General features: G+C 70.6%; 15 protein-coding genes and 1 pseudogene. 6 read left to right on the plus strand and 10 right to left on the minus strand.

The annotated features are described in order from the left end of the window. Positions 1 to 368 precede the first annotated feature (368 nt). The 5 genes from ACZ5WE_RS27425 to ACZ5WE_RS27445 all read right to left on the minus strand — a co-directional run bounded on the left by ACZ5WE_RS27425 (position 369) and on the right by ACZ5WE_RS27445 (position 4,999). Positions 369 to 773, minus strand: coding sequence for a VOC family protein (locus ACZ5WE_RS27425; RefSeq protein WP_467692890.1), 405 nt, complete (start codon positions 771 to 773; stop codon positions 369 to 371). A gap of 142 nt (positions 774 to 915) precedes the next feature. Next, positions 916 to 2,094, minus strand: a complete 1,179-nt coding sequence (locus ACZ5WE_RS27430; RefSeq protein WP_467692888.1) for a hypothetical protein — start codon at positions 2,092 to 2,094, stop codon at positions 916 to 918. Next, positions 2,076 to 2,912 (minus strand): ABC transporter ATP-binding protein, encoded by an 837-nt coding sequence (locus ACZ5WE_RS27435; RefSeq protein ID WP_467692886.1) that lies wholly within the window; start codon positions 2,910 to 2,912, stop codon positions 2,076 to 2,078. The genes ACZ5WE_RS27430 and ACZ5WE_RS27435 overlap by 19 nt, the downstream gene beginning before the upstream one ends. Positions 2,913 to 3,122: 210 nt before the next feature. Then, positions 3,123 to 4,502, minus strand: coding sequence for an aspartate aminotransferase family protein (locus tag ACZ5WE_RS27440; protein ID WP_467692884.1), 1,380 nt, complete (start codon positions 4,500 to 4,502; stop codon positions 3,123 to 3,125). After that, positions 4,487 to 4,999: an Lrp/AsnC family transcriptional regulator gene (locus ACZ5WE_RS27445; RefSeq protein WP_367049304.1), complete on the minus strand. Its 513-nt coding sequence runs from the start codon at positions 4,997 to 4,999 to the stop codon at positions 4,487 to 4,489. Before ACZ5WE_RS27445 ends, ACZ5WE_RS27440 begins: the two co-directional genes overlap by 16 nt. 161 nt (positions 5,000 to 5,160) lie before the next feature. On the opposite strand from ACZ5WE_RS27445, the gene ACZ5WE_RS27450 reads away from it, so the two are divergent. From ACZ5WE_RS27450 to ACZ5WE_RS27460, 3 genes are all read left to right on the plus strand, one after another. Then, a complete protein-coding gene (locus tag ACZ5WE_RS27450) occupies positions 5,161 to 6,600 on the plus strand; it encodes a gamma-aminobutyraldehyde dehydrogenase (RefSeq protein ID WP_467692882.1) in 1,440 nt (479 codons plus the stop codon). A gap of 171 nt (positions 6,601 to 6,771) precedes the next feature. Continuing rightward, complete coding sequence (locus tag ACZ5WE_RS27455; protein ID WP_467692880.1) at positions 6,772 to 9,387, plus strand: MXAN_6230/SCO0854 family RING domain-containing protein; 2,616 nt, start codon at positions 6,772 to 6,774, stop codon at positions 9,385 to 9,387. A 107-nt stretch (positions 9,388 to 9,494) separates the two neighbouring features. Beyond that, positions 9,495 to 10,694 (plus strand): polyamine ABC transporter substrate-binding protein, encoded by a 1,200-nt coding sequence (locus ACZ5WE_RS27460; protein ID WP_467692878.1) that lies wholly within the window; start codon positions 9,495 to 9,497, stop codon positions 10,692 to 10,694. 12 nt (positions 10,695 to 10,706) lie between these two features. Here ACZ5WE_RS27460 and ACZ5WE_RS27465 read toward each other — a convergent pair whose 3' ends face one another. Further along, entirely contained in the window at positions 10,707 to 11,174 is a 468-nt protein-coding gene (locus tag ACZ5WE_RS27465) for a hypothetical protein (RefSeq protein WP_467692876.1), read from the minus strand. A gap of 85 nt (positions 11,175 to 11,259) precedes the next feature. Between ACZ5WE_RS27465 and ACZ5WE_RS27470 the strand changes: the two genes are divergently transcribed. After that, positions 11,260 to 12,075: a hypothetical protein gene (locus ACZ5WE_RS27470; protein WP_467692874.1), complete on the plus strand. Its 816-nt coding sequence runs from the start codon at positions 11,260 to 11,262 to the stop codon at positions 12,073 to 12,075. Beyond that, on the plus strand, positions 12,072 to 12,761 hold the full coding sequence (locus ACZ5WE_RS27475; RefSeq protein ID WP_467692872.1) for a class F sortase: 690 nt from the start codon (positions 12,072 to 12,074) through the stop codon (positions 12,759 to 12,761). The genes ACZ5WE_RS27470 and ACZ5WE_RS27475 overlap by 4 nt, the downstream gene beginning before the upstream one ends. Positions 12,762 to 12,803: 42 nt before the next feature. On the opposite strand, the gene ACZ5WE_RS27480 is transcribed toward ACZ5WE_RS27475, so the two are convergent. After that, a complete protein-coding gene (locus ACZ5WE_RS27480; RefSeq protein ID WP_467692870.1) occupies positions 12,804 to 14,030 on the minus strand; it encodes a serine hydrolase domain-containing protein in 1,227 nt (408 codons plus the stop codon). A 108-nt stretch (positions 14,031 to 14,138) separates the two neighbouring features. Beyond that, positions 14,139 to 14,405 carry a winged helix-turn-helix transcriptional regulator gene (locus tag ACZ5WE_RS27485; protein ID WP_467693215.1) on the minus strand — a complete coding sequence of 89 codons (267 nt, stop codon included), beginning with the start codon at positions 14,403 to 14,405 and terminating at the stop codon, positions 14,139 to 14,141. 71 nt (positions 14,406 to 14,476) lie between these two features. Here ACZ5WE_RS27485 and ACZ5WE_RS27490 point away from each other — a divergent pair. Beyond that, a pseudogene (locus ACZ5WE_RS27490) lies at positions 14,477 to 14,987 on the plus strand (NAD(P)-binding domain-containing protein). Here the strand turns inward: ACZ5WE_RS27490 and ACZ5WE_RS27495 are convergent. Together ACZ5WE_RS27495 and ACZ5WE_RS27500 are read right to left on the minus strand one after the other, a co-directional pair. Beyond that, positions 14,965 to 15,132: a hypothetical protein gene (locus tag ACZ5WE_RS27495; RefSeq protein WP_344522440.1), complete on the minus strand. Its 168-nt coding sequence runs from the start codon at positions 15,130 to 15,132 to the stop codon at positions 14,965 to 14,967. The pseudogene ACZ5WE_RS27490 and the gene ACZ5WE_RS27495 sit on opposite strands and share 23 nt — an antisense overlap. A 30-nt stretch (positions 15,133 to 15,162) precedes the next feature. Continuing rightward, positions 15,163 to 15,861 carry a glycerophosphodiester phosphodiesterase gene (locus ACZ5WE_RS27500; RefSeq protein ID WP_467692868.1) on the minus strand — a complete coding sequence of 233 codons (699 nt, stop codon included), beginning with the start codon at positions 15,859 to 15,861 and terminating at the stop codon, positions 15,163 to 15,165. Positions 15,862 to 15,872: the final 11 nt, after the last annotated feature.

Genomic DNA, 15,872 nt, shown 5'->3' on the forward strand with positions numbered 1-15,872 from the left:
AGCCCTGGGCCGTCGGGCTTGTCACCCCGGTTTCTCGGACCCGTCGGCCCGGGGTCGGCGGGCTTGTCACCCCGGGCCCTCGGGCCTGTCAGCCCTGGGTCGGCGGGCTTGTCAGGCCGGTCCCTCGGGCCTGTCAGCCCTGGGCCGTCGGGCTCGTCACCCCGCCCCTCGGGCTCGTCAGCCGGTCGCTTGACCGCGCGCCTTGAACCCTCGGGCCCCTCACCCCGCCCCCTCGGGCTCGTCAATCAGCCCCTTGGCCGCCTCAGCCCCGACCCTTCGGGCCCGCCACCCCGACCCCCTTCGGGCCCGCCCCCGACCCCTCGGACCCGCCCCCGACCCCTCGGACCCGCCCCCGACCCCTCGGACCCTCAGCCCTGGACCTCGGACTCGTCCATCCACATGATTTCCCAGGTGTGGCCGTCCAGGTCGTCGAAGGCGCGGCCGTACATCATGCCGTAGTCCTGCGTCCTGCCCGCCGTGGCGCCGGCCGCCACGGCCTTGTCGACCAGCTCGTCGACCTTCTCGCGGCTCTCGGCGCTCAGACAGAGCAGCGTCTCGCTGGTCGTCGTCGAGTCCGCGATCTGCTTCTTCGTGAAGTCCTGGTAGCGCGGCCTGCTCAGCAGCATCGCGACGATCGTGTCGCTGATTACGACGCAGGCGCAGTCGTCCGTCGAGAACTGGGGATTGATCGTGTAGCCGAGCTCCGTGAAGAACTTCTTCGAGCTGTCGACGTCGTTCACGGCGAGGTTCACGAAGATCATCTGCTGGTACATGAAACGTCTCCCGATGCTGTGAGTCCTGCGTGAGTTCTGCGTGGCGCGTGCGTTCCGCGGCTTACGGAGGGGTAGACGCACGTTCGACGCAGAACTCATCGCCCCTCGCGGAAGATTTTCCGCGGCGTCCGACGAGGGCTCCTCAGCCGGCGAGCGGCACCGCGGCCAGCTCCGCGACGATCCAGGTCAGCGGACCGAACACGGCCGCGAGCGCGCCTGCCCGCAGTACGGCGGTGCCGCGCAGCATCGACGCCGGTGCCCCGAGCTGGAGCAGCGCCGACGTCGTGTCCGAGCGCGCGTGCTTGGCCTCGATCGCGGCCGTGGCCAGGGTGAGGACCGCGCAGCCCGCGACGAGCAGCGAGCCGAGCGTGGTCAGCGGGCCGACCCCGGGCCGGTCACCGGAGTAGAGGGTGAGCGCCGCGTACGCCCCGGAGCCCACCACACAGAGCACCCCGAGCGGCCGTCCGATCCGCCGGGCCTCCTCCTGCAGCCCCCGCCCGGCCAGGAGCCGCATCGCGCCGGGCCTGGCCGCCTGCAGGATCCGCCCGCACAGATACGTGAGGCCGGGCCCGGCGATGGCGAGGCCGAGCGCCGTGAGTGCCCACCCGGCGAGCACACCCGCGGGGCTGCCGGTCAGACCGCCCGGCATTCGCAGGTCCGAAGTGCCGGGGGAGCGGCTCGCGTACGTCTCGACGGCGAGGCCCGCCGCGAGGAGCGCGACCCCCCAGGGCAGCCCGCTCGGCGGGGCGGCCGGTGCGTTCGGGTCCGCCGGTTCTTTCTGTTCGGTGCCGCGCTTGCCACCGGGCTTCGCGGTCCGGGGCCGCAGTACGGCAGCGCTGGCCGCGGAGGCGGTCAGCGGGACCAGGGCGAGCAGGGTGAGCGCCGCGGGGAGGGGCAACGGCTGCCCGGCGGCGAGCAGTTCGGTCGAGGCGCCGTCGAAGGGCAGGCCCGTCAGGTCGCCGCGCAGGTGCAGGAAGAGCAGGAGCGCGATCATCGAGCCGAGCGTGCACGCCACGGCTGTGGAGATCGTCGCGAGCACGGTGAGCCTGGCAGGACCGAGCCCTACCGCGGAGAGCCCGGAGCGCGGCCGGGTGCCCGGGTCGGTGCGCGCGACGGTGACGGCGAAGTACACGGTGGCGGCGATCGGCGCGACGCACCAGGAGAGGCGCAGCACGGCTCCGCCGGACGCGTCCGGGTGGCTCATCGCGTACCCCAGCGTGCACAGGAGCAGGAAGCCGGTGCCGGCCGAGGCCGCGGCGACGAGCAGCCTGCGCAGCTGGACCAGGGGATGGGCCCCGCGGGCTAGACGGAGAGCGAGCACGCGGCCCGGCCTTCCGCATCGTCGGAATCGCCCTCGGTGGCCGCTTTGCCGGAGCCCTCGGCCGAGGCAGGGCCCGGGGCCTCGGGGGTGTCCGCGCCACCCTCCGCCGACGCGATCTCGTCCGTCCCCGGCAGATGCACCGTGTTCACGCGCCTCCCGTCGAGCAGCGTGACCGTCCGGTCGGCGAGGGCGGCGACCTCCGCGTCATGCGTGGCGAGGAGCACGGTGATGCCGTGGGAGTGGGCCGCGGTCGTCAGCGTACGAAGGACGTGGGCGCGGTCGGCGCGGTGCAGCGGGGCGGTCGGCTCGTCGGCGAAGATCACGGACGGCATGGTGACCAGGGCGCGGGCGATGGCGATGCGCTGGCGCTGGGCCTGGAGCAGCGCGTGCGGCCGCTTGCGGGCGCAGTCACCGATGTCGAGCCGGTCGAGCCATTCCTGGGCCGTGGTCTTGGCGACGCGGTGCGAGGCGCCGCGCAGCATCAGCGGCATCGCGACGTTCTCCCAGCCAGTGAGCTCGGGCACGAGGTGCGGCTCCGGGTCGATCCAGCCGAAGCGGTCGCGGCGCAGGCGTTCGCGGATCACGGGGCCCATCGTGTGCACCGGCGTGCTGTTGAACCAGACCTCGCCCTCGTGGGGCAGGAGCTGTCCGGACAGACAGCGCAGGAGAGTCGTTTTGCCGCTGCCGCGCGGGCCGGTGACGGCGAGGATCTCGCCCTCGCGGACACCGAGCGATACGCCGGTGAGCGCGGGCGAGCCGTTGTGTGTCACGTGGAGGGCGCGTGCCCACAGCACGTCGTTGTCCGGCGGGGCCACCATCACGTACACCTCGGTTCAGATCAGTTTGCCTCCCCCGTACGGGGGAACGAAGGCGGGGCCGATCGGTCACTGGGCACGCTAGGGATCCAGGCCGCGCTGCCTGGAAACGACGCGGCCCGGGGGCGCCCGTTCTCACTCGAACGGGCGCCCCCGGGGCCGGTGTTGATCACTCGATCACACTATGGGCTCTGGGGATCAGAGCCCTGCGGATCAGAGCTTCGTCCAGGCCTCCGTGAGGACCTGGCGCAGGATGCCCTCGATCTCGTCGAAGGTCTCCTGGGTGGAGATCAGCGGCGGGGCGAGCTGGACGACCGGGTCGCCACGGTCGTCGGCGCGGCAGTACAGACCGTTCTCGTACAGCGCCTTGGAGAGGAAGCCGTACAGGACGCGCTCGGTCTCCTCGTCGTTGAACGTCTCCTTGGTGGCCTTGTCCTTCACGAGCTCGATGCCGTAGAAGAAGCCGTTGCCGCGGACGTCGCCGACGATCGGCAGGTCGTGCAGCTTGCGGAGGGTCTGGTAGAACGCGTCCTCGTTGTCGAGGACGTGCTGGTTCAGGCCCTCCTTCTCGAAGATGTCGATGTTGGCGAGGCCGACAGCGGCGGACACGGGGTGGCCGCCGAAGGTGTAGCCGTGCAGGAAGGTGTTGTCACCCTTGTAGAACGGCTCGGCGAGCTTGTCCGAGATGATGCAGGCGCCTATCGGGGAGTAGCCCGACGTCATGCCCTTGGCGCAGGTGATCATGTCCGGGACGTAGCCGAACTTGTCACAGGCGAACATCGTGCCGAGGCGGCCGAAGGCGCAGATGACCTCGTCAGAGACGAGCAGCACGTCGTACTTGTCGCAGATCTCGCGCACGCGCTGGAAGTACCCGGGCGGCGGCGGGAAGCAGCCACCGGCGTTCTGCACCGGCTCGAGGAACACGGCCGCGACCGTCTCGGGACCCTCGAAGAGGATCTCCTGCTCGATCTGGTCGGCGGCCCAGCGGCCGAAGGCCTCGGGGTCGTCGCCGTGGATCGGGGCGCGGTAGATGTTCGTGTTCGGCACCTTGTGCGCGCCCGGGACGAGCGGCTCGAAGGGGGCCTTGAGCGCGGGCAGGCCGGTGATGGACAGGGCGCCCTGCGGGGTGCCGTGGTAGGCGACCGCGCGGGAGATGACCTTGTACTTCGTGTGGTTGCCGGTGAGCTTGTGGTACTGCTTCGTCAGCTTCCACGCGGTCTCGACGGCCTCGCCGCCACCGGTGGTGAAGAAGACCTTGTTGAGGTCGCCGGGCGCGTAGTCCGCGAGGCGCTCCGCGAGCTGGACGGCCTTCGGGTGGGCGTAGCTCCACACCGGGAAGAAGGCCAGCTCCTGAGCCTGCTTGTAGGCGGTCTCGGCGAGCTCGTGACGACCGTGTCCGGCGTTGACCACGAACAGGCCGGAGAGGCCGTCGAGGTACCTCTTGCCCTTGTCGTCGTAGATGTAGGTGCCTTCGCCACGCACGATGGTGGGCACGGGTGCGTTCTCGTAGTCCGACATGCGGGTGAAGTGCATCCACAAGTGGTCGTACGCGGTTCGGCTGAGGTCCTTGCTCACGGCTATCGGGTTCCCCACATATAGGTCTGCTTCTTGAGCTTCAGATAGACGAAGCTCTCGGTGGAGCGCACGCCGGGGAGGGCGCGGATGCGCTTGTTGATCACGTCGAGAAGGTGGTCGTCGTCCTCGCAGACGACCTCCACCATCAGGTCGAAGGAGCCCGCGGTCATCACCACGTACTCACACTCGGCCATGGCCGTCAGCGCCTCCGCGACGGGATCCAGATCGCCCTCGACGTTGATGCCGACCATCGCCTGGCGTCGGAAACCCACGGTGAGCGGGTCGGTGACGGCGACGATCTGCATCACGCCCTGGTCGAGCAGCTTCTGGACGCGTTGCCGCACGGCCGCTTCGGACAGGCCCACGGCCTTGCCGATGGCGGCGTACGGACGGCGTCCGTCCTCCTGAAGCTGTTCGATGATCGCCAGGGAGACGGCGTCGATGGACGAAGAACCGTTCCCGTGTCGGGAACTGCTGGAATCTGCGCTGCGACTGGCCACGACCCCATGGTGCACAGGACTCGACAGTTCCGCAAGGTCAGATCGATGAAATTCGTTGTCTGGAGCTTCGAACGTCACGGATTTCGCAGTTATGGGCCTCCGGGTATGTTGAAAGCGTCGGTACAACGACTAGGGTGGGTGTCTCATCCACTGGACATCTGACTGGAGGGCCGGAAGTGACCACCGAGCTGCGCCGTCTGCGTAACTACATCAACGGCGAATTCCGGGACGCCGCCGACGGGCGGACCACCGAGGTGGTCAACCCCGCCACGGGCGAGTCCTACGCCACCGCGCCCCTGTCGGGGCAGGCCGACGTCGATGCCGCCATGGACGCGGCCGCCGCCGCGTTCCCCGCCTGGCGCGACCTGACGCCCGCCGAGCGTCAGAAGGCCCTGCTGAAGATCGCCGACGCCTTCGAGGAGCGCGCCGAGGAGCTCATCGCGGCCGAGGTCGAGAACACGGGCAAGCCGACCGGGCTCACCCGGTCCGAGGAAATCCCGCCCATGGTCGACCAGATCCGCTTCTTCGCGGGCGCGGCCCGGATGCTCGAAGGCCGCGCGGCCGGCGAGTACATGGAGGGTCTGACCTCCATCATCCGCCGCGAGCCGATCGGCGTCTGCGCGCAGGTCGCGCCCTGGAACTACCCGATGATGATGGGCGTATGGAAGTTCGCCCCGGCGCTCGCCGCGGGCAACACCGTCGTCCTCAAGCCCTCGGACACGACCCCCGCGTCGACCGTCCTGATGGCCGAGATCATCGGCTCGATCGTCCCCAAGGGCGTCTTCAACGTCGTCTGCGGCGACCGTGACACCGGCCGCGCGATGGTCGAGCACCACACCCCGGCGATGGCCTCCATCACCGGCTCCGTGCGCGCCGGCATGCAGGTCGCCGAGTCCGCGTCCAAGGACCTCAAGCGGGTCCACCTGGAGCTGGGCGGCAAGGCGCCGGTCGTCGTCTTCGACGACGCCGACATCGCCAAGGCCGTCGAGGACATCTCGGTGGCGGGCTTCTTCAACGCCGGCCAGGACTGTACGGCGGCCACGCGCGTGCTCGTTCACGAGTCCATCCACGACGAGTTCGTGACCGCGCTCGCCAAGGCCGCGGCCGACACGAAGACCGGCCAGCCGGACGACGAGGACGTGCTCTTCGGCCCGCTCAACAACGCCAACCAGCTGAAGCAGGTCTCCGGCTTCATCGACCGCCTTCCGGCGCACGCCAAGGTCGAGGCGGGCGGCCAGCGGGTCGGCGAGAAGGGCTTCTTCTACGCCCCGACCGTCGTCTCGGGCCTCAAGCAGGACGACGAGATCATCCAGAACGAGGTCTTCGGCCCGGTCATCACCGTCCAGTCCTTCACGGACGAGGCGCAGGCCGTGTCGTACGCGAACGGCGTGGACTACGCCCTGGCCTCCTCGGTCTGGACCCAGAACCACGCGCGTGCGATGCGCATGGCCAAGGTCCTCGACTTCGGCTGCGTCTGGATCAACACGCACATCCCGCTGGTAGCGGAGATGCCGCACGGCGGCTTCAAGAAGTCCGGCTACGGCAAGGACCTCTCGGCCTACGGCTTCGACGACTACACGCGCATCAAGCACGTCATGACGTCGATCGAGGGCTGAGTCTCCTCGCCCCCGGGCTAATTGGGATGCCCGGCCCCGCCGCCCCCGCGTACTGTCAGGTACGCGGGGGCGGCTCCGTTGTGTGCTTCCTTCTTTCTCTTCTCTGCAAAAGATCCGTAGCGCACGCACTCTCCGCCCCCGCCTTTTCTGTACCTACGGGGGTGGGACCTGATGATGACGACGGCTGACGACCTCGCCGGGCTGCTGCTGCGCCGCCGGCAGAGTGTGTACGTCCCCTCCGGCGCCCCGAGGTCCGCCGCAACCGACGCCGCTGTGACCGGCGCCGCCGTGGTCGTCCTCGAAGCCGAACTCGCCGACCGCGGACACCTGTTGACCGCCCCGCTGCGCCGCGCGCTCACCGCGCTCTCCGTCGGCGACCTCGCCGCGACCGGCATGCGGCTCCTCGCCGATGTCGACGCGCTGATGGGCTCCGACCGCCACCATGCCCCGCTGTTCCGGCGCTTCCCCGACGAGATCCCGTACCAACACGCGTACGACCGCTACACCTCCGTCGTCGTCGCGCATCTCGCCGCCCAGCCGCACCAGCCCTGCATGAACTGCGCGGGGACCAAGGTCCGCGTCCGTGCGCTCTCGCCGTGCGCGCATCTGCTGTGCGACGACTGCCACCGCAAGAAGGAGGACTACGGCTGCTGCGACGACTGCTGCGTCTGGTACGCCTGCGCCATCTGCGAGAACCGCTACGAGACCGACGGGCCCACCGACCCCTGGCTCGACACCGGCGCGGGGCTCGGCGGCGACGGCGGCGAGATCCTGCGCGCGCTGAGCCTGGCGGCGCCGGGTGACGCCGCCGCCGAGCTCGCCGCCCTGCTCGCCCGCCGTACGCCTCTGAACCCCCAGGACCACGACGACCTGGTGCTGCTTCTGGGGCAGCTGGACCCGGCCGACGCCGCCGACTGGCTTCCGGACGCGATTCCCCTGCGCGAGAGCAAGGCGCTCGCCCTCGCGCCGCTGCTCGACGTGCCTGACGTGCGCCCGCTGGTCACGCGGCACGCCGATACCGCGACCGACGTGCTGCGCATCCTCGTCGTACGGTCCGGCGGCGACCCCGACCTGCTCGAACTGCCGCGTCTGCGCGGGCTCTCGCGTCCCGTACGCCGTGAACTCCTCGCCCTGCTCGACGGGTTCGACCTGCGACGCCTCACCGAGGACATGGCCCGCAACCCGCGCGCCTGGAAGCGGGTCGGTGAGATCCTGCACCCCTTCGAGCAGGCCCACCGCCACGCGCGCGTGGCGCTCGCCTTCGCCGTCCTGCGCGGGACCCGCATCGACGACAGCACGCTCTCCGAGGTGCTGCTCGCCGAAGCCGCACGCCACGAGGACGTCCGTATCGAAGGCGACCGGCTGCGGATCTCCACTTGGCAGGGGCGCGTCGAGGAGGCCATCGGCCGCTGGGACACCACGGCCGCGGCGGGGCTGCTGCGCGAGCGCCCCGGTGAACTCCTGCGCCGGCTCGACGTGTTGCTGGCCCGCTCGGGTTCGACGACCCTGCCGGAGGCCGTGGGCGAGGCGCTTGCCGAGGTCCTGCCCCGCTCCGGTCCCGGACCGCTGCTCGGTGCGTACGGCCGCATGAAGGTGCGTGCGGTGCCGGGGCACCGCCGAGTCTTCTTCCCGCGCGGGCGCGTCACCAAGGCCTACGCGGTCGACGACGAGCGGCCGCCGCTGCCGTACCGGGTGGCGGGACGGGCCGGTGAGCTGATCGAGGCGGAGGCCGTGCGGCGGCTCGCCGCTCGGGAACCGGAGGGCGAGCGGTACGACGTGGCCGTCCTGGACGCCTCGCTGGCCGACCTGCCGGTGCCGTTCGCCGAGCGCGCGTCCGCGGCCTCGCTGGTCGCGGTGCCGCGCGGCAGCTCGCTGCCCATGCCCGCGGACAGCGAGACCGTGCGGCTCTTCCTGCACTGGCTGCAGCCCAAGGGTGTGCGCGTCGACCTCGACCTGTCCGTCGCGCTCTACGACGACCTGTGGCGCTTCGTCGGCCTGTGCGACTACACGCACCTGACGTACGCGGGCGGCGCCCGGCACTCCGGGGACCTGACATCGGCGCCCGCCCCGAACGGCGCCACCGAGTACCTGGACCTGGACCTGCCGCGTCTTGCCCACGTGGGGGTGCGCTTCGTGGTGCCCGCGGTCCTCTCGTACAACAACGTGCCCTTCGATGAACTCCCGGACGCCTTCGCGGGGTTCATGGCGGTGCAGGGCACGAAGCGGGCCGTGTACGAGCCGCGCACGGTCCGTCAGCGTTTCGACCTCGCCGGTGACGCCGCGCTGCGCGTGCCGATGATCGTCGACCTGCGGACGCGCCGCGCCTGGTGGGCCGACGTCACCCTCGCCACGGGCGACGGCAACCACGACGTGTGGCGTTACCGCAAGCAGCTCGGCCGCATGGGCAACGACCTGCTCGACACCTTCCAGCCGTGCGGCCGGGCCACCCTGTGGGACCTCGCCTGCTGGACGGCGGCCGCCCGCACCGAAGGACCCGTGTACGTGCGCGGCCGTGGCCATGTCCTGTGGGGCTACCGCCGTGCCGATGACGAGCCGCGCGCCGACTTCGCGCTGCGCGTCCGCGACGGCTGGCAGCCGGACGAGCTGCGGGCCGAGCCGGAGCTCGCGGGCCGCCGTTCTCTTCTGGCGCTCCTGCACGGTGAGTTGGAGGGCGCGGAGGCTGTCGCGTCCGGCACGGTGTACCGGCTCTACCCGGGGCCTGTCGACGCCTCGCCGCTGGAGCGGATCACCGCGGGGGACCTGGCGGGGTGGCTGGAGCCGGGGTGACCGGCAGCGGGTTGGCCAGGTGCGATCGACAGGGTGTCGCTTCCCGACCGCTCGGCTCGACGCAGCGTCCATTGCCTGTACGGGACACGCAGGCGCATGCTGCCGGAGTGCGAGCGAACCCCAGTGCCTCCTCAGTCTCCCGAGTCTCCCGCCGGTCCCTGCTGCGTGCCATCGGCGGCGGCGCGGCCGTCAGCGCGCTCGCGGGCTGTGGCGTGCCCGCCGCGTACATAGGCCCCGGCGAGCGCGCCGCCGCGGACCGCTCCCGGCAGGACAGGACGCTGGCCTTCGCCAACTGGCCGCTGTACATCGACACCGACGACGATGACTCGACGAAGCGGCCCTCGCTCGACGCCTTCGAGAAGCGGACCGGCATCGACGTCCGCTACACGGAGGAGATCAACGACAACGACGAGTTCTTCGGCAAGATCAGCCCGTCCCTGATGAACCACCAGGAGACCGGCCGCGACCTCATCGTCATCAGCGACTGGATGTGTGCCCGCTTCGTGGGGCTGGGCTGGGTCCAGGAAATGGACCGCGCGCACCAGCCCAACGTGACCAGGTACCTGGACCCGCTGCTGCGTTCGCCCCACTTCGACCCGGGCCGGGGGCACACCGTCCCCTGGCAGTCCGGCATCACCGGCATCGCGTACAACAAGCGCAGGCTCGGCCGGGAGATCAAGCACGTGTCCGATCTGTGGGCCGACGACCTCAAGGGCCGGGTCACGCTGCTCTCCGGGCTCGACGAGTCGTTCGCGCTGCTCATGCAGGGCGACGGGGTCGACATCACCCAGTGGAAGGCCGACGACTTCCACGCGGTGTGCGACCGGGTGGAGAAGCTGGTGGCGTCGAAGCACATCCGCCGCTTCACCGGCAACGACTACATCAAGGACCTGTCGAGCGGCGACGTCCTGGCCTGCCAGGCCTACAGCGGCGACGTGATCCAGCTCCAGGCCGACGACCCGGACATCGAGTTCGTGGTGCCGCAGGAGGGCGCCGAACTGTGGGCGGAATCCCTGATGATCCCCAACCTGGCCCGCCACAAGCGGAACGCGGAACGGCTCATCGACTACTACTACGAGCCCGAGGTGGCCGCTGAGCTCGCCGCCTGGGTGAACTACGTCTGCCCGGTCCCCGCGGCCCGCGACATCCTCGCCTCGTCGAAGGACAAGGAACTGGCGGCCCTCGCGGAGGACCCGCTGATCTTCCCGGACGACGCGATGCGGAAGCGGCTCGCGATCGCGCGGGACATCACGTCGGAGGAGCGCACGGAGTTCGCGAAGCGGTGGAACGCGATCGCGGGGTTGTAGCGGGGCTTGTGTTCAGGACCGGCGTCGACGCAGGGAGTTCCGGGCGTCCTCGATCGCGTACGTGACGTTCAGCCGCCAGGTCTTCAGCTTGTCCCGCACCTTCGACGCGACCTTCCGCCACTTGAACCACAGCGGCAGCTTTTGGAACGGCACGAAGGTCAGGGTGTCGTCGACAGCGGTCTCGGCGAGGCCGCGGTGGCCTTCGGCGCGGAGCGCGGCGTACAGCTCTGGCGTCAGTTCGCCGTTGAGGCGGGCCGCCGTGCCCGCCGCGGTGAACGCGAACCCGCGCTGGCCGCGGTCCGCCAGCCGCATCGCCCTGACGATGCGCGGCGAGGCGTCTGCCAGCGGGCAGTTGAAAGCCAGCCCGATGGCTGCGGTGCCGAGACGCGACTCAGCGCGTTCGTACGCGGCGTCCCAGTCGGCGGGGTCGTCGACGCGCAGCAGGGTCTCGCCGCGGCTCCAGTCCCACCCGGTCGTCACGACCACGCTCCCTTTCCGCTCTCCGTGCTCCATTTGAACACCCACGAGTCTCGTTGCGTTTCATGGGTAACCGAAAGGAACGAACGTGATGCCCAAGCGAATCGGCCTTCTCGCGGCGTTCGCCGCTCTGCCCGCCGCTCTCCTCACCGTGGTCGTCTCGTCCCCGGTGTTCGCGGCGGACCCTCCGGCCTACCAGATCGACCTGGCGCCGCTGAACGACTCCGGCTCCACGGGAACGGCCCTCCTGAGCCTGCGCGGCAACGCCCTGACCGTGTGGATCAAGTCCGAGGGCATGGTGCCGGGACAGCCATCGGCGCAGCACCTGCACGGGTCCACCGACGGGCACGACTTCCAGTGCCCCGACGACGGTGACGACACCAACGGCGACGGCATCCTCGACAACACCGAGGCCACCGTCCACTACGGGGACATCAACATCTCACTGACCGAGTCCGGCGGCACCGACGCGGGCAGTGGCCTCGCCGTGGACCGGATGCCGGTGGCCGACGCGCAGGGCAAGGTCTCCTACAAGCGGACCATCACCGTGGGGCAGGACGTGGTCGAGCACATCAAGGACCTGCACATCGTGCAGCACGGCATCGACCCCAACGACAACGGCAAGTACGACTTCGAGGGCGCGGGCAAGAGCGAACTCGACCCGAAGCTGCCCCAGGAGGCCACCGCTCCGACCAACTGCGGTGTGGTCAAGGGCGCGGCCGTCGGGTCCGTGCCCATCGGCGGGGTCGAGACCGGCAGCGGCGGCGCCGAGGACGGCACGCCTTCCGGGGTCGTGGTCGGTGCTGCCGGGACTGCCGCCGCGGCCGCCGCCGGTGTGCTCGTTCTCGCACGTCGGCGGATGGCGTCCGGTGCCGTGACCGTGAAGACCGGGAGCGCCGCGTGAGCCGCTCGGTCCGGGGAGCGTGGGCCGGGGTCAGGCGTGCGTCCGCCGCTGCGATCGCGGCCGTCGCGGCGGCTCTGATGGTGGCTGGATGCGCGGGTCAGGACAGTACCGCTGCCTCGCAGGCGGCCCCCCGGCAGAGCGCGGCGCAGGACGGGACGGCGGACAGCCGGCCACCGGAGACGGGGGCGGAGACGGAGACGGAGACGGGAGCGGGCCAGGCCGACGCGCCCCTGGGCCGGTCCGTCCCGCAGCGGATCGCCATTCCCTCCCTCGGCATGTCGAGCGCGTTGGAGACGCTGGGGCAGGGCGGGGACGGGGCGATGACGACGCCGAAGGATCCCGATCTGGCGGGCTGGTACGAGCCGGGCCCCACCCCCGGCTCCAAGGGCCCGGCGGTGATCGCCGGACACGTCACCTGGAACGGCGCGGACGCCGTCTTCAAGAAGCTGAAGACGATGAAGGCCGGGGACACGATCGAGGTGACGCGCGAGGACGGGAAGACGGCCACCTTCGCGGTGGACCGTGTCGAGGAGTACCCGAAGAAGGAGTTCCCCACCCTGGACGTGTACAAGAACATCGATCACGCGGGGCTGCGCCTGATCACCTGCGGCGGGGAGTTCGACGCGGACCGCAACTACTACCCCAACAACGTCACGGTCTTCGCGAGCATGACGGGCGTCGCGTAAGCGCGGCACCCAGCCCCGCCTCAGCCCCGCCTCAGCTCCGCCTCAGCCCCGGTCCATGGCCGTCAGAGCGATCCGCTCGGCGATCGGGTTCATGTCCTTCCCCTTGGCGTCGGTCGCGTTGACCGAGTAGGCGAGAGTCCGGGAGCCGTTCTCGGTGGAGGCGATCATGTTCGTGTAGCCGTAGCGGGAGCCGGTCTTGAGCCAGACCACGGTGTCGTCGTCCAGCTGCATCCGCTGGAGGCCCGCTCCGAAGACAGCTTCCGGGACGTCCGGTGCCAGCTTCGGCAGGGTGAACATCTCCTTCAACTGGGGCCGGGGCACGACCTCTCCGCCGAACAGCGCCTGCGTGAAGACCTCCAGGTCGGCGGTGGAGGAGATCATGTCGCCCGCCGCGAAGCGGTCGTACTGGTTCCACTCGGTGACGTCGACAAGCCGCGTGGTCCCGTCCGGCTGCTTCACGCTCTGGTAGCCGCGGTTGTGCGGACCGCGGATGCGGAGGTCGGCGCCGGGGAAGTACGTGTCGCGCATGCCGAGCGGCCGGAAGATCCGCCGCTCGGCCTGATGGGCGTACGAGTCCCCGGTGAGCCGCTCGATCAGCATGCCGAGCACGGTGTAGCCGATGTTGCGGTAGTGCTGCTGGTCGCCGGGGTCGTGCTCGGGCCCCTTGGAGATGGCCGAAGCGACGACCTTCCGGTAGTCCAACGTGTCGTAGCGGTGGGCGAATTCGTCGTCGAAGCCGTCGCCCGACCGCAGCCCGCTGGTGTAGTTGAGGAGGCTGCGGACGGGTATCGGCTCGAACCTCTTCTTCGGATCCCGCTCCTGCCTGGGGAACAGTTCCGGCATGTAGTGCTGCACCGGCTTGTCGAGGTCCAGGTCACCCTCGGCAGCCAGTTGCAGCGCCACGGCCGCGGTCACGATCTTGGTCGTCGACCCGGCGCGGAAGCGCCCGTGCGGGTCGGCCTTACGCCCCGTGACCAGGTCGTGTACGCCGGAACTGCCGCGCCAGGTCCCGTCCGTGCCGCCGACGCGGACCAGGGCGGCGGTCGCGTCGGCGTTCGGCAGCCCCTTGATCGCGGCGCGCAGTGCCTTGCCGTTCGGCGCGGAGCCCTGAGTGGAAACCGCGACGGCAGGGGCGTGCGCATCCGCGAGGGCGGGAACGGTCGCTGCGCCGGTGAGGCCGATGACGAGGGCGGCGGCGAGAGAGGTACGGGCGGGAAAGCGCACGGCGCGACTCCAGGTGGGATGCGGGACGGAAGAGGTGCTGCCCATCCTGGTGACCTTGCCTGCGGGGGTGGATCCTCACTGGGGAGGATGGGGTCCCGGTGTTCCCTGAGGGACCAGAACCCCTGCGCATCAGGGGCGTTGACGGGTTTCCCCCTAGGGGGCGTCGGCGGCCGCGCGGTCGGCGTGCTCCTGTGCGGCCATCACCTCGTCGCCGTGGTCGAACGCCCACGCCCCGAAGGCTTCGATCGGGGCGAGCAACGTACGTCCCAGGTCGGTGAGTTCGTACTCGACGCGAGGCGGGGCTGATGCCGTCGATCTGGCCGCGCATTCACCCGGGCGGCGCGGGCCGTGCCGCAGGGCCCAGAGCGCCACCGCGTTCCAGCTGTCGGCGAGCAGGTCGTCGTTCGGCACGTACCGAATGGTGCCCGAGCGCTTTCCTACTGTCCTCCCGTACCCCGGTGGCCGGGGCATGGGACGAGAAGGAGACACACATGCGTATAGGCGGCATCGGTACGGGCGGCATGGCGGGCGCGCTCGGCACGCACTGGGCGCGCGCGGGGCACGAGGTGCTGATCGGGGGGCGCGGCGGGGGCCGGGCGGCGGAGCTCGCCGTGCGGATGGGTGCGGCGGGGCGGGCCGTCGGCCGCACGGCGGCTTGCCGACGCGGCTCCCGGAGCGCATGTCGTCAAGGCGTTCAACCTCTGCCACGAGGACGTGTGGCGGATGGACCCACCGGTCTTCGACGGCCGGCCGCTCGCGGTCCCGGTGTGTGGGGACGACGAGGGCGCGCTCGATGTCGTACGGCAACGGGTGAAGGACGTCGGGTGTGTGCTGTTTGCCGCGGGTGGCCTGGAGCGGGCCGGTCTGGTGGAGGCGACAGCGGCGCTGTTCATCGGGCTCTGGGTGGGCGAGGAGGGGGACGCGCAGGCCATCGCGCCACCGTTCGCCCATGCCGCGGGTGCCCCTCGGGCCGGGTCCGTCACTTCGCCATCAGCAGGATGACCAGCACGATGCCGACCAGGAGCGCGATGGTCAGCATGCGGCCGACGGGATGCCGCGGATTGAAGCGGTGGCCGCGGTAGCCCCGTTCGTCGCGTTCGTACACGAAGAGCGGCTCTTCCCGCTTGTCGTCGTCGCTGTTCCCCATGCACCACAAGCTAGTTGAGGGGGCGCCCGGCTACGAGAGTGCGCCGTCGGCCTCCGCCCTGAGGGAGTGCAGTGTGTCTACGCGGTTGGTCGTGATCGAGTCGACGCCGATGTCGATGAGGCGGCGCATCGAGCGCTTGGTGTCCGGGGTCCAGGCCGAGACGAGCAGTCCTTGGCGCTGTACCTGCGCGACCAGTTCGCGCCGGAGCAGCGAGAAGCGGTAGTTGAGCCAGCGGGGCCTGATCGCCTCGAGCACGGCGTGGCGCGGCGGGGCCAGGGTCGTCCAGGTCAGGGCGATCTCGGCGGCGGGGTCCGCCGCGCGCACCGTGAGCATGGTCCGGGCGCCGGCGCAGTAGTACGCCCGCTCCGAAGCCCCGCAGTCGGCGATGGCGCCGACGACCGCGCGTACGGACTCCGGTGTGGCGCCCGGCAGATCCACCATGAGGCGGTGTCCTCCGGTCGCCGCGATGGCCTCTTCGAGCGTGGGTACGCCGCCGTCGGTGAGGCCGCGTACCTCGTCCGCGGAGAGCGCGGCCAAGGGGCGGTCGAGTTCCCACAGACGTTTGAGAGTCGCGTCGTGCAGCAGGACGGGGACGCCGTCACGGCTGAGCCGGACGTCGATCTCCACCGCGTCCGCGCCCCGGTCGAGCGCGGAGCGCAGGGACGGGAGGGTGTTCTCGCGGACGCGGTAGGGATCGCCTCGGTGGGCCACGGCTGTCACGGTGCGCATGAGCCCATTGT

Source organism: Streptomyces sp. NPDC033180, assembly GCF_055577645.1.

Excerpts from the sequence above, each read along its gene's own strand:
- ACZ5WE_RS27425 (WP_467692890.1), bottom strand. The coding sequence starts at position 773 with ATGTACCAGCAGATGATCTTCGTGAACCTCGCCGTGAACGACGTCGAC.
- ACZ5WE_RS27435 (WP_467692886.1), bottom strand. The coding sequence starts at position 2,912 with ATGGTGGCCCCGCCGGACAACGACGTGCTGTGGGCACGCGCCCTCCAC.
- ACZ5WE_RS27455 (WP_467692880.1), top strand. The coding sequence starts at position 6,772 with ATGATGACGACGGCTGACGACCTCGCCGGGCTGCTGCTGCGCCGCCGG.
- ACZ5WE_RS27480 (WP_467692870.1), bottom strand. The coding sequence starts at position 14,030 with ATGGGCAGCACCTCTTCCGTCCCGCATCCCACCTGGAGTCGCGCCGTG.
- ACZ5WE_RS27495 (WP_344522440.1), bottom strand. The coding sequence starts at position 15,132 with ATGGGGAACAGCGACGACGACAAGCGGGAAGAGCCGCTCTTCGTGTAC.
- ACZ5WE_RS27500 (WP_467692868.1), bottom strand. The coding sequence starts at position 15,861 with ATGCGCACCGTGACAGCCGTGGCCCACCGAGGCGATCCCTACCGCGTC.